Source organism: Streptomyces niphimycinicus, from assembly GCF_018883605.1.
GTDB classification, from domain to species: domain Bacteria; phylum Actinomycetota; class Actinomycetes; order Streptomycetales; family Streptomycetaceae; genus Streptomyces; species Streptomyces niphimycinicus.
The window spans coordinates 1-11,763 of record NZ_JAHLEM010000524.1 but is presented as its reverse complement, the minus strand read 5'-3'; the positions used below and the strand labels follow the sequence as shown (position 1 = coordinate 11,763).

General features: G+C 71.6%; 10 protein-coding genes and 1 pseudogene. 7 read left to right on the top strand and 4 right to left on the bottom strand.

All coding sequences use genetic code 11. The annotated features are described in order from the left end of the window. Positions 1-594 (bottom strand): annotated as a pseudogene (locus KN815_RS34865) (hypothetical protein); the annotation flags it as partial. Between the two features lie 299 nt (positions 595-893). Between KN815_RS34865 and KN815_RS34855 the strand changes: the two are divergent. After that, a complete protein-coding gene (locus KN815_RS34855) occupies positions 894-1,994 on the top strand; it encodes a WD40/YVTN/BNR-like repeat-containing protein (RefSeq protein WP_216345850.1) in 1,101 nt (366 codons plus the stop codon). A gap of 58 nt (positions 1,995-2,052) precedes the next feature. On the opposite strand, the gene KN815_RS34850 is transcribed toward KN815_RS34855, so the two are convergent. Further along, positions 2,053-2,349 carry a YciI family protein gene (locus KN815_RS34850; RefSeq protein ID WP_216345847.1) on the bottom strand — a complete coding sequence of 99 codons (297 nt, stop codon included), beginning with the start codon at positions 2,347-2,349 and terminating at the stop codon, positions 2,053-2,055. 30 nt (positions 2,350-2,379) lie between these two features. Here KN815_RS34850 and KN815_RS34845 point away from each other — a divergent pair, with 30 nt between their 5' ends. Then, positions 2,380-3,102: an endonuclease V gene (locus KN815_RS34845; RefSeq protein ID WP_216345849.1), complete on the top strand. Its 723-nt coding sequence runs from the start codon at positions 2,380-2,382 to the stop codon at positions 3,100-3,102. Between the two features lie 75 nt (positions 3,103-3,177). On the opposite strand, the gene KN815_RS34840 is transcribed toward KN815_RS34845, so the two are convergent. Next, positions 3,178-4,788: an APC family permease gene (locus tag KN815_RS34840; protein WP_216345846.1), complete on the bottom strand. Its 1,611-nt coding sequence runs from the start codon at positions 4,786-4,788 to the stop codon at positions 3,178-3,180. Positions 4,789-5,033: 245 nt separating this feature from the next. Then, a complete protein-coding gene (locus tag KN815_RS34835) occupies positions 5,034-5,525 on the bottom strand; it encodes a DUF1203 domain-containing protein (RefSeq protein WP_216345845.1) in 492 nt (163 codons plus the stop codon). 247 nt (positions 5,526-5,772) lie between these two features. Between KN815_RS34835 and KN815_RS34830 the strand changes: the two genes are divergently transcribed. The 5 genes from KN815_RS34830 to KN815_RS34810 all read left to right on the top strand — a co-directional run bounded on the left by KN815_RS34830 (position 5,773) and on the right by KN815_RS34810 (position 11,756). Next, positions 5,773-6,507 (top strand): S1 family peptidase, encoded by a 735-nt coding sequence (locus KN815_RS34830; RefSeq protein ID WP_216345844.1) that lies wholly within the window; start codon positions 5,773-5,775, stop codon positions 6,505-6,507. Between the two features lie 216 nt (positions 6,508-6,723). Beyond that, positions 6,724-7,662, top strand: a complete 939-nt coding sequence (locus KN815_RS34825; protein ID WP_216345843.1) for a dihydrodipicolinate synthase family protein — start codon at positions 6,724-6,726, stop codon at positions 7,660-7,662. Then, positions 7,659-9,116 (top strand): sialate:H+ symport family MFS transporter, encoded by a 1,458-nt coding sequence (locus KN815_RS34820; RefSeq protein ID WP_216345842.1) that lies wholly within the window; start codon positions 7,659-7,661, stop codon positions 9,114-9,116. Before KN815_RS34825 ends, KN815_RS34820 begins: the two co-directional genes overlap by 4 nt. A gap of 175 nt (positions 9,117-9,291) precedes the next feature. Beyond that, positions 9,292-10,452 carry a CaiB/BaiF CoA transferase family protein gene (locus KN815_RS34815; RefSeq protein ID WP_216345841.1) on the top strand — a complete coding sequence of 387 codons (1,161 nt, stop codon included), beginning with the start codon at positions 9,292-9,294 and terminating at the stop codon, positions 10,450-10,452. 89 nt (positions 10,453-10,541) lie between these two features. Further along, positions 10,542-11,756 carry an acetyl-CoA C-acetyltransferase gene (locus KN815_RS34810; RefSeq protein ID WP_208521525.1) on the top strand — a complete coding sequence of 405 codons (1,215 nt, stop codon included), beginning with the start codon at positions 10,542-10,544 and terminating at the stop codon, positions 11,754-11,756. Positions 11,757-11,763 lie beyond the last annotated feature (7 nt).

The following is an 11,763-nucleotide window of genomic DNA, read 5'->3' as shown; positions in this document are numbered from 1 at the left end:
AGGGGCGGCCGGGGTGGGCGCCCTGGCGGCCGGCGGTGCGCACGCCGCGCCCTCGAACGGCCCGCTGGTCTCCTCCCGCCGTTCCATGCACCACCTCGTCCGCGGACAGGTGCGCCAGGCGGGGCCGGTGGCGGTCGCGGCAGCCGCGGGCGGGGTGCTGCTGGTCGCGGGAGCGGCGGTCATGACGGGGCTCGCGCTGACGGACGGCGGCTCGGCGGAGGCCCAGCAACCGGCCGGGGTGTCGGCGCCGCCCATATCGGACACATCCGACTCTTCCGCTTCGTCCGGCTCGTCGTCGGCCTCGGGTACGTCCGCCACGTCCGGGGCCTCGCGGCATTCGGACGGGTCGCGGGTGGGTGCCCCGGGGGAGGCGTCCCGGAACCGGCCGTCCACATCGAGTGTGCCCACGGGGCACTCCCCGGCGGATGTGCCGTCCAGTGCCGTCGCGCCCTCGCGGAAGGCGCCGTCGTCCGCTTCCTCCGCTTCGCCCTCGTCGCGCCCGTCTTCGCCCGGGTCGCCCTCTTCGTCCGCTTCCTCCTCCCCGTCGGGCAGCCCGTCGCACCGGCCGACGGACGAACCGACCGGAAAGCCCACGGACGAGCCATCGCAGCGGCCGACGGATGAGCCGACGCAGCGGCCCACGGCCAAGCCGACCGACCCCGGCTCCGGCTCCGGCGACTCCCGTGGCTGCGTCTCGCTGGTGGTCCGGCTCTGCGTCTCGCACTAGGAGAGGTCGCCACTGGGAGAGGCCGCGGGTCGTCCTGGGCGCCTTTCGGTTGGCACCGTCCGCCGCGCCCTATGGTCGGCACCGTCCGCCGCCTTCCCGATCGTCCGTTCACGCGTCCATGGACGTCGATCCCGTGCATGGGCTAGCTTCCAGGCCCATGAGGGGCATGGGGATCGTGGGCATTCTGAGACGTGTGGTGGCGGCCGGGCTCTGCGGGGCGGCGCTCGCCGCCGTGGTGGCCGCGCCCGCCCATGCGCGACCGGCTGACGGCGAAGGCCGGTTGGGGCTGGGCTGGCAGCTCAAGGAGAGCGGCACCGACGCCCGGTTCCGTGGGCTGGCCGCGATCAGCCGTACGACGGCGTGGGTCGCGGGCACCAAGGGCACGGTGCTGCGGACGCGCGACGGCGGGCGCAGTTGGGCCGATGTCTCGCCACCCGGTGCGGCGGGGCTGGAGTTCCGCGATGTGGAGGCGTTCGACGCGCGCCGGGCGGTGGTGCTGGCCATCGGCGAGGGCGAGGCGTCACGGGTCTTCCGTACGGAGGACGGCGGCGCCACCTGGAGCGAGAGCTTCCGGAATACCGATCCGCGTGCCTTCTACGACTGCCTGACGTTCTTCGACGCCCGCCATGGGATCGCGCTGAGCGACCCGGTGGACGGCCGGTACCGCATCCTGGTCACCGGTGACGGCGGCCGCAACTGGCGCGTCCTGCCGTCGGACGGGATGCCCGCGGCGCAGCCGGGCGAGGCGTCGTTCGCGGCGAGCGGGCAGTGCCTGGTCGCCGCCGGGAGCCACAGCGCGTGGTTCGCCACGGGTGGCGCCGCCACCGCCCGGGTGTTCCACTCCACCGACCGGGGTCGCACCTGGACGGCGACCGATGCGCCGATCCCGGCGGGCGACCCCGCGCGCGGGGTCTTCGGGCTGGCCTTCCGTGGCGACCGTAAGGGCATCGCCGTCGGCGGCGACTACCGCCCCGGCGAGCCGTCCCCGCGGGCCGCGGCAGTCACGGGGGACGGCGGCACCCACTGGACCCCGTCCGCTCAGCCGCCACCCGCGTACCGCTCGGGCGTCACCTGGCTCCCGTACAGCGCCCGCGCGGCCCTCGCGGTCGGCCCGACGGGCACCGACCTCACCCTCGACGCGGGCCGCACCTGGCGCCCCGTCGACCAGGGCTCGTACGACACGGTCGACTGCACCCCGGACCTCGCCTGCTGGGCGGCGGGCGAACAGGGCCGCATCGCCCGGATGGAGCCGACGAGCGGTCCGTAAGGACGCTGCTGCCCCTTTCTGAGGTCCGTAAGGACCCCGCCGCCGTCCCGCGCGGTCCTTACGGCTGCTGTTGGCGGTGTTCGGCCAGGGCCGGGGCCGTGCGGGTGGCCAGGAACTCGGTGATGGCGTACTCGCCGATGCCCGCGACGATGAAGGGGTCACTCGCCACCATCTCCTCGATCCTCGCCCGGTCGTCGCCGAGCGCCAGGATGACCCCGCCGTCGCGGGGATTCTTGGGGCCGGAGGCGAGGAAGGTGCCGTTCGCGAAGTGGTCGTCCACCCAGGCGAGGTGTTCGGGGCGGGCGGCCTCGACGCGGTCGGCCGAGGCGGTGTAGGTGATCTCCAGTACGAACATGAGGGGCACGCTAGTAACGTGAACCGTACGATGACCAGCGCCGTCGATCCACGATATGAACTGCCCCGGGACTGGCCCACGACCGAGGCCGAGGCGATCGCCGTCCAGGAGCGGACGCGGGCGTCCGTGGTCGTCGGCGGGGAGCTGCCCGAGCCGGGCACCGGCGCCGGCGCGCTCGTCGGGGTGGACGTGGCGTACGACGACGAGCGCGACCTGGTCGCGGCCGCCGCCGTCGCTCTGGACGCCCGTGACCTCGCCGTCGTCGCGGAGGCGACCGCGGTCGGCCGGGTCACCTTCCCGTACGTCCCCGGGCTGCTGGCGTTCCGCGAGATCCCGGCCGTCCTCGACGCGCTCGGCGACCTCGCCCGGCGGCTCGGCCGCCGCCCCGACCTGGTGGTGTGCGACGGCTACGGCCTCGCCCACCCCCGCCGGTTCGGGCTGGCCAGCCATCTCGGAGTACTCACCGGGCTGCCCACCATCGGCGTCGCCAAGAACCCCTTCGGCTTCCGCCACGCCGACCCGGGGCCGCGCCGTGGCGACTGGTCGGCGCTGCTCGACGGGGACGAGGACGTCGGCCGGGCGCTGCGCACCCGCGACGGCGTGAAGCCGCTCTTCGTCTCGGTCGGCCATCGGGCGACCATCGCGGACGCCTGCGCGTACACCCTGCATCTGGCCCGCGACTTCCGGCAGCCCGAGACGACACGGCGCGCGGACGCGCTGTGCCGCCGGGCCTTGAAGGCCGCCGGGCCCTGAAGGCCGCCGGGGCCTGAACGAGCCGCGTGTCGGCGCCTGAACCAGTCCGGCGGCGACCTGAGGGCCGGCACACTCCTAGCCGCGGTCGGTGGCTGCCTCGGCGCGCAGGGCGTTAGTGCGCCCAGGATCGGCGGTCATGTGATGGACGGCGCTGCGCACAGCCCATACGTAGATGGCGAGGGACGCGATGGCGACCGAGACGCTGTCCCACGGTGCCGGGATCAAGTGTCGGCCCCCGAACGTGCCGAGCGCGGAGAGCACATACATGGTGCCCAGGTAGGCCGGCAGCCAGATCCCGGCGCGCAGGTCACCGACGCTACTGCGGTCGCGAAGGTAGTTCAGCGCGTACAGCACCAGTCCGAGCGCCACGACCGGAACGGTTTTTACCAGCGTGGGCCACGGGACCCAGAAGATCACCAGCGAGGAGATGACGAACGCTGCCGGGGCGATGACCCGCATACCCGCAATGCGGGTCGTGGCGTCGCCGACCGCACAACGGCGGAACGCCATCACCGACACCGACCCGATGGCGAACGTGAACACGGCGAGTGTGCCGGTGACCCCGATGATCGCGTGCCAACTGGGCAGCGGGAGCAGGAACGCCAGGCCGACCACGAAGTTCACCCCGAGCGCACGTCCGGGCACGTGCCAGCGCGGGTTGACCTTCATCAGCCAGCGCGGGAAGAAGTTGTTCTTGGCCAGTCCGTAGCTGTTGCGTGCGTTGGCGGCGGTGTAGACGATCGCCGCCCCGGACGGGGAGACCATCGCGTCCGCGATGAGAATCCAGTACAGCCAGGTCATGTTGAGCGCGAGGGCCAGTTGCCCGAACGGCGAGCTGAGGTTGATGCCGTGCCAGCCGGCACCGAGTAGGTGGCCGGGTACGGCACCGAGGAATGACGTCTGTAGGGCCAGGTAGAGCACGATGGTGACAGCGATAGTGGCGATCAGCGCGGCCGGCACGCTGCGCCGCGGGTTGCGTGCCTCGCCGGACAGTTCGATCACGTTGCGGAAGCCTGTGTAGGCGAACACCAGGCCGGCGGAGGCGATCGCGGACAGTGCGGTCGCCCAGCCGTAGGGGGCCACGCCGCCATGCTGTGGGGCGAAGTTGTGCGGCTGGAAGCCGCTGGCGATGAACACTGCGGCGGTGAGGCTGGGCACCAGGAACTTGACGGCGGTCATCACGTTGTTGGTGCGCGCGAACAGTCCGATCCCGACGTAGTTGATCACCACGAACACCAGCATCAGCCCGATCGCGACCAGGATGCCGAGGCCGGTGAGCTGGTTGTCGTGGTACAGGCCGGGCAGGTAGGCGTTGGCGTACTGCACCACAGCGGCCGCCTCGGTGGGCGGGTTGCCGACGTAGCCCACCCACATCGACCAGCCGACCACGGACGCGGCCAGCCGGCCGTTGGAGTACAGCGGGTAGCGCACCAGGCCGCCCGACTCGGGCTTGACCATGCCCAGCTCGGCGAAGACCAAAGCGATCAGCAACATCATCACGCCGCAGACCACCCACGCGAGCAGCGCAGCCGGGCCGGCGGCACGCGCCGCGTACATGGGGGCCAGCAGCCAACCGGAGCCGATCACGCTGCCGAGCCCGGTCGCCAGCAGGGACCAGAACCCCAGCCGCCGACGCAGCAGGTCGTCTTCTCGGGTAGGTCGGGTCGAAGCCACATCTGTGTCCATGGCAGCACAGCACCCCTGTGAAGTAACTATTACAAATTTGGAGCACTGCGCCATGCTGAAACGGCTATTACAAGGCCGATCTCATTCGGTCCCCGTGGACGTGTTACGTCCGGCGGAGCGGTGAGTGGGCCGGCGCTGCCGGCCCACTATCCGAGTGCCTGCCTGGGCGCCATGGCCGGAGGAGCAGCTCGGCGGTCAGGAAGGAGCCCGGTCGGCTTCGCCTTCGGCTCGCCGCCGGAGCGCCCTCAGACCCGCCGCGTCTCGGCCAGGAAGCAGCCGAACTCGACCGCGCGCACATGCACCGCCGCCACCTTCGGGTCCGCGTACAGCTCGGCCAGCCCCTCCTCGATCGTCGGTTCGCCGTCGTTCAGCAGCCGGCCGCCGAGGATGTTGCCCTCGGCGGAGTACGCCCGCAGCACCCGCCGCTCGCCCGGGATGCCTTCCGCGATCCCGGGGCCGCTCCAGCCGTCGCACTCGTCGGGGTGGATGAAGACCGGGCCGACCTCGTCGTACGGACCGGGCCTGGCCCCCGTCTCCTGTGCCCAGCGGCGCAGCGGGGCGTAGGAGACGAGCGCGATGGTCTCGTACGGTCGGCTCCGGCCCAGGCAGCAGCGCATCGGGCTGCCGCCCTCCTCGTCGTCCACCACCGCGCGCGGCGGGTTTCCCGCGTCGTCCGTGATCCGCAACTGCTTCAGCACCTCGGGCGCGATGGCCCGCATCTCGTAGTTCTCGCTCATGCGGTCCAGACTGGCCGCTGGGCTTCCGGGGCGCTGGCGGGATTCGGACGAGGCGCTGTCGACGAGGACGTCATCCGGCCGAAGCGCCGAGAATGTCGGCACCGGATAGCGTCCGCCGGATGTTCGCCAATACCGCCGGCCGTCCGCCGACTCTGTGCAAGCGCACCGCTTGAGATCGTCCGGAACTTATTGGTCCAGCAAGGCATCTGACCATCCGAAGGTATCCCGACGAGAGGAGCTGTTCCGGATGGTGCGTCGAGTTCGTGTGCTGGTGCTGACCGCCTTACTGCTGGTGACAGGCGCGGTGATGTCGTCCGCGCCGGCCTCCGCCGTCATCGGCGGGTCGAAGAGTACCTACGGCCCGTGGGCGGTGCGCATGCTCGTCGACGGCAAACCGACGTGTACCGGGACGGCGGTCACACGACAGTGGATCATCAGTGCCTCGCACTGCTTCTTCGAGCAGGGGGAGCCGGTCGCCGACCGGCGGATCTCGTTCCGGGTCGGCAACCTCGACATGCGGAAGGGCACCACGGTCCACCCGGTGCGCGGCGCACGCGTGGGAAGCGCGCAGGCTGACATGATGCTCATCAAGGTCCCGACGATGAGCGTCCGCACGGCGCGCTTGGCCACGGCCGGTGTCCACACCGGTCAGGTCGTGCGGCAGTACGGGTGGGGCGCCACCTGCACCGGGGACGAGAACACCTGCCAGTCCCCCGTGCTCAAGCAGTCGGACCTGCGGGTCGTACGGCAGGACGACCCCCGTTGCGAGGGCTACACCGTGCCGGGCGGCTCGGACTTCTGCATGGAAAAGGTGTCCGGGATTCCCGCCGGCGGCGACTCCGGAGGCCCGGTGATGAGCATCGGCCCGCGCGGCACCGAAACCCTCCTCGGCGTCTTCGACGGCTCCGACCGGCAGAAGATCGCCGAGGCCGGGGAGATCTCCCAGCAACTTGCCTGGATCCGCTCAGTCACCCGGCGATAGCACAGAGCGCGGGCAGGAGCGTACGCGCCGACACCCGTGTACGGCGTCTCGCCGTCCAGCAACTGGCCGCCGAGGACCTGGAAAGCCGACGGTATTCGGACGGAGCGCCGAGGTGAACGACGGTCTTGACAGGGCGATGGCGCTCCGTCAGATTCGGGCCGGAACATCGGACGTCCCACGTCCTAATTGCCCTGCTATCCAGAAGGCTGGGTGTCGATGAGTCTTCCGGCTCCCCTCACCGGTGTCGTTCCGCCCCTGTGTACCCCGCTCACGCCCGCGGGCGAGGTCGACACCTCTTCCCTCGCCGCGCTCGCCGAGCGGCTGATCGACGCGGGGGTGAGCGCGCTGTTCGCGCTCGGCTCCAGCGGAGAGGCCGCCTATCTGAACGACCGAAGCCGCGTCACCGCCCTTAAGGCGGTCATCGAGGCCGCGGGCGGCCGGGTGCCCGTCCTCGCGGGCGCGATCGACATGACGACCGCGCGGGTCCTCGATCACGCCCGTACGGCGGCGGAGTTGGGCGCGGACGCGATCGTGGCCACCGCGCCCTTCTACACCCGCACCCATCCCCTGGAGATCGCCGACCACTTCCGGCGGCTGCGCGACGGGGTGGGCGTGCCGCTGTTCGCGTATGACATCCCGGTCTCCGTCCACTCCAAGCTGACGCCCTCGATCCTGCTTCCGCTGGCCGCCGACGCGACCCTGGCGGGGATCAAGGACAGCAGCGGGGACGACGGGGCGCTGCGGCGGCTGCTCGTCGAGGTCCGGCGTCGCGGCCTGAAGGACTCCTTCACGGTGCTCACCGGTTCCGAACTGTCGGTGGACGGCGCGCTGCTGGCGGGGGCCCATGGCGTGGTCCCGGGGCTGGCCAATGTCGATCCGGCCGGGTTCGTCCGGCTGTACGAGCACGCGCGCGCGGGGCGCTGGGAGCAGGCGGCCGCCGAACAGGACCGGCTGGCCGCGCTCTTCGCCATCACCGACGCCGGGGACCCGGCGCTGATGGGCGGCAGTTCGGCGGGGCTGGGCGGTTTCAAGGCCGCGCTGCGGCTGCTGGGCGTGATCGAGTGCGCGGACACCGCCGCGCCCCAGGTGCCGCTGGGCGAGGCGGCCGTGAAGGCCGTACGTCAACTCCTGGAGGAGGGAGGGCTGTTGCCGTGACCGAAGCCACCACGGTGCCCTGGTACCGAGAGGTCTCGCGGGGCCAGTGGAAGTCCATGTTCGCCGCCTGGATCGGCTATCTGCTCGACGGTTTCGACTTCGTACTGATCACGCTCGTGCTGACCGAGATAGCCGACGAGTTCGACCTGAGCACGGCGTCGGCGGCGAGCCTGGTCTCGGGCGCGTTCATCACCCGCTGGCTCGGCGGGGCGATACTGGGCGCGCTGGGCGACCGTTACGGCCGTAAGGCCGCCATGATCGTCAGCATTCTGCTCTACTCGATCGGCACCTTCGCCTGCGGGTTCGCCTGGAACTACATCAGCATGTTCACGGCCCGCCTTGTGATTGGCATGGGCATGGCTGGCGAGTACAGCGCCAGCGCCACCTATGTCCTGGAGAGCTGGCCCGCGCGGCTGCGCAACCGCGCCTCCGGCTTCCTCATCTCGGGCTACTCGGGCGGCACCATCATCGCCTCCGAGCTGTACAAGTGGGTGGTGCCCCACTGGGGCTGGCGCTGGATGTTCTGGATCGGCGTGCTGCCGGTGCTGGTCGCGCTGTGGGTGCGGCGCGCGCTTCCGGAGGCCGGGGACTGGCACGAGGAGGTGGCGACGGCTAAGGCGCGCCCCAACCCCTTCCGGCCGCTGTTCGCCGGACGCTCCCGAGGAAGCGTCAACACGGCGCTGGCCATGGCCGCGAGCGTCGCGCTGTTCCTGGTCTTCACCCCGATGGGCGCGGGCTGGCGCCGGCCGCTCTCGCTCCTGGCGGCGGGATGCCTGATCGCCTTCGCGGCCCAGCTCGGCGGACGGCGCCGCTGGCCGCTGTATGTGGCCCTGACCTGCACCGTCTTCTGCGCGTTCCTCTACAGTTGGCCGATCCAGGCGCTGCTGCCCACCTATCTGAAGGAGCAGCTCGGGTACACCCCGTCCGAGGTCACCGATGTGATGTTCTACGCGGGGTTCGGGACGATGGCCGGCTGCTGGCTGGCGGGGTTCGCGGGCGACTGGCTCGGCACCCGGCGGGCCTACGTCTGCACCCTGCTCGCCTCGCTGGCCTTCGTCTTCCCGGTGTTCGCGGTGCAGGACACCCTGGTCGGACTCGGCGTGCTGCTGTTCTTCCTGCTCGCGCTCAGCCAGGGGATCTCCGGCATCCTGCCGAAGTACATCGCGGGTCACTTCCCGACCCAGGCGCGGGCGGCCTCGCTCGGCTTCGTCTACAACACCGGGGCGCTCGGCGGCGCGGTGGCGCCGGTGCTCGGCGCCCATCTGGCCGAGGGCATGTCCCTCGGGCGGGCGCTGGCGGTGCTCACCTTCGGGCTGACGCTGGTGGTGATCGTGCTGGTCGGCTCGGATCTGCCGCGCCGGCTGGGCCGGCTCACCGATCCGGCGGGCGACGAGGACCATCTGGTGCCCGAACAGCCGCTGCCGATGGCGGGGCCCGATATGGAGAAGACCTGACCCGGAAGGCCGGTCGGCGCCACACCCGGCCCGCCGTACCGCCACAGGGGACAAACCCGCTTGCCGGGCAAGGGGCTTGGTTATCCACAGGCTCAGGAGAGGGCTTGTGGAATGCCGGACGCGTTCTTAGCATCGGCGGTGTTACAGCGGTGGTGTCACACGATTGGGGGATGTCATGACGGTGGCGGCGGAGGACGGGGCGACGGCGGCCGGTCCGCTGGCCGGAGTGCGGGTGGTGGAGCTGGCGGGGATCGGGCCGGGTCCGTTCGCCGCCATGGTCCTCGCCGACCTCGGCGCCGATGTCGTCCGCGTCGACCGCCCCGGAGGCACCGGCGGCCTGCGGATCGACCCGGACTACGACCTCGCCAACCGCAACAAGCGCTCGGTGCTCCTCGACCTGAAGGCCGAGGGGAGTGTGGCCGCCGTGCTCGACCTCGTGGAGCGCGCCGACATCCTCATCGAGGGCTACCGCCCGGGGGTCACCGAGAAGCTGGGCCTCGGCCCGGAGGACTGCCTGGCGCGTAACCCACGGCTGGTCTACGGCCGGATGACCGGCTGGGGGCAGGAGGGCCCGCTCGCCCGCACCGCCGGCCATGACATCGGCTATATCGCCGTCACCGGCGCCCTCAGCATGATCGGCGCCGCCGACGGCCCGCCCATCGCCCCCGCCAACCTCCTGGGGGACTACGCGGGAGGCTCGCTCTATCTCGTCATCGGCGTCCTGGCCGCCCTCCAGCACGCCCGCGCGGGCGGCCCCGGCCAGGTCGTGGACGCCGCGATCGTCGATGGCACCGCGCATCTGACCGCCGCCATCCACGGCATGATGGCCGCCGGTGGCTGGCGGGACCAGCGCGGCACCAATCTCCTCGACGGCGGCTGCCCCTTCTACGGCACCTACGAGACCGCCGATGGCGGCTATATGGCGGTCGGGCCCCTGGAGCGCAAGTTCTACGCGGAGTTCATCGAGCTGCTCGGGATCGCCGACCAGGCCCCGGCCCGCGATGACTTCGACAGTTGGGCCGCGCTGCGCACCGCCATCGCCGACCGCTTCAAGCAGCGCGACCGCGAGGAGTGGACCGCCGTCTTCAGCGCCACCGACGCCTGCGTCGCCCCCGTGCTGTCGCTGCGCGAGGCCCCGGCCCATCCGCACCTCGCCGCCCGCGCCACCTTCGTCGACCACGGCGGGATCACCCAGCCCGCGCCCGCCCCGCGCTTCTCGGCCACCCCGGGGGCGGTGCGCCGCGCGCCCGTCCGGCCCGGGGCGGACACCGCCGAGGTGGCCCGCGACTGGGGAGTCACCTCGCTCGTCGAGGGAAACCCGTCAGGAACGACATGAACGACATGAACGCCTTGAGCGCCCGTCAGGCTTTCCGCCGGTCCCCCTGAGCCGTCCCCGCCCGAACCCTCCCCTGAAAGGCCGCTGAAGTGAGCACCGAAGCGTATGTGTACGACGCCATCCGCACCCCGCGCGGGCGCGGTAAGGCCGACGGTGCCCTGCACGGCACCAAGCCCGTCGACCTGGTGGTGGGCCTGATCCAGGAGATGCGGCGGCGGTTCCCCGAGCTGGACCCGGCGGCCATCGACGACGTGGTCCTCGGCGTCGTCAGCCCGCTCGGCGACCAGGGCTCCGACATCGCCAAGATCGCGGCCATCGCGGCCGGGCTCCCGGACACGGTCGCGGGCGTCCAGGAGAACCGCTTCTGTGCCTCCGGCCTGGAGGCCGTCAACCTGGCGGCGGCCAAGGTCCGTTCCGGCTGGGAGGACCTGGTGCTCGCGGGCGGCGTCGAGTCGATGTCACGCGTGAAGATGGGCTCCGACGGCGGCGCCTGGTTCGCCGACCCGATGACCAACTACGAGACCGGTTTCGTACCGCAGGGCATCGGAGCCGACCTCATCGCCACCACCGGCGGCTACAGCCGCCATGACGTGGACAGCTTCGCCGCGCTCTCCCAGGAGCGGGCCGCCCGGGCCTGGAAGGAGGGGTACTTCGACCGCTCCGTGGTCCCGGTCCGCGACCGCAGCGGGCTGACCGTCCTCGACCGGGACGAGCACATCCGCCCCGGCACCACCGCCGAGACCCTGGCGGGCCTGAAGCCGTCGTTCGCCACCATCGGCGAGGCGGGCGGCTTCGACGCGGTGGCGCTTCAGAAGTACCACTGGATCGAGGCGATCGACCATGTCCACCACGCCGGGAACTCCTCGGGCATGGTGGACGGCGCCGCCCTGGTCGCCATCGGCAACCGCGAGGTCGGCGAGCGCTTCGGGCTGACCCCGCGCGCCCGGATCGTCTCCGCCGCCGTCTCCGGCGCCGACCCCACCATCATGCTCACCGGCCCGGCTCCGGCCACCCGTAAGGCGCTCACCAAGGCCGGGCTGACCATTGACGACATCGATCTGGTCGAGATCAACGAGGCGTTCGCGGCGGTGGTGCTGCGCTTCGTGGACGACATGGGGCTGAGCATGGACAAGGTCAACGTCAACGGCGGCGCGATCGCGATGGGCCATCCGCTGGGCGCGACCGGCGCGATGATCCTCGGCACGGTGATCGACGAGCTGGAGCGGCGCGACGGGCGGTTCGGGCTGGTGACGCTGTGCGTGGGAGGCGGAATGGGCATCGCGACGGTGGTCGAGCGGCTCTAGGGGGCCA

Excerpts from the sequence above, each read along its gene's own strand:
- KN815_RS34835 (WP_216345845.1), bottom strand. The coding sequence starts at position 5,525 with ATGAGCGAGAACTACGAGATGCGGGCCATCGCGCCCGAGGTGCTGAAG.
- KN815_RS34850 (WP_216345847.1), bottom strand. The coding sequence starts at position 2,349 with ATGTTCGTACTGGAGATCACCTACACCGCCTCGGCCGACCGCGTCGAG.
- KN815_RS34830 (WP_216345844.1), top strand. The coding sequence starts at position 5,773 with ATGGTGCGTCGAGTTCGTGTGCTGGTGCTGACCGCCTTACTGCTGGTG.
- KN815_RS34845 (WP_216345849.1), top strand. The coding sequence starts at position 2,380 with ATGACCAGCGCCGTCGATCCACGATATGAACTGCCCCGGGACTGGCCC.
- KN815_RS34855 (WP_216345850.1), top strand. The coding sequence starts at position 894 with ATGGGGATCGTGGGCATTCTGAGACGTGTGGTGGCGGCCGGGCTCTGC.
- KN815_RS34825 (WP_216345843.1), top strand. The coding sequence starts at position 6,724 with ATGAGTCTTCCGGCTCCCCTCACCGGTGTCGTTCCGCCCCTGTGTACC.
- KN815_RS34815 (WP_216345841.1), top strand. The coding sequence starts at position 9,292 with ATGACGGTGGCGGCGGAGGACGGGGCGACGGCGGCCGGTCCGCTGGCC.
- KN815_RS34840 (WP_216345846.1), bottom strand. The coding sequence starts at position 4,788 with ATGGACACAGATGTGGCTTCGACCCGACCTACCCGAGAAGACGACCTG.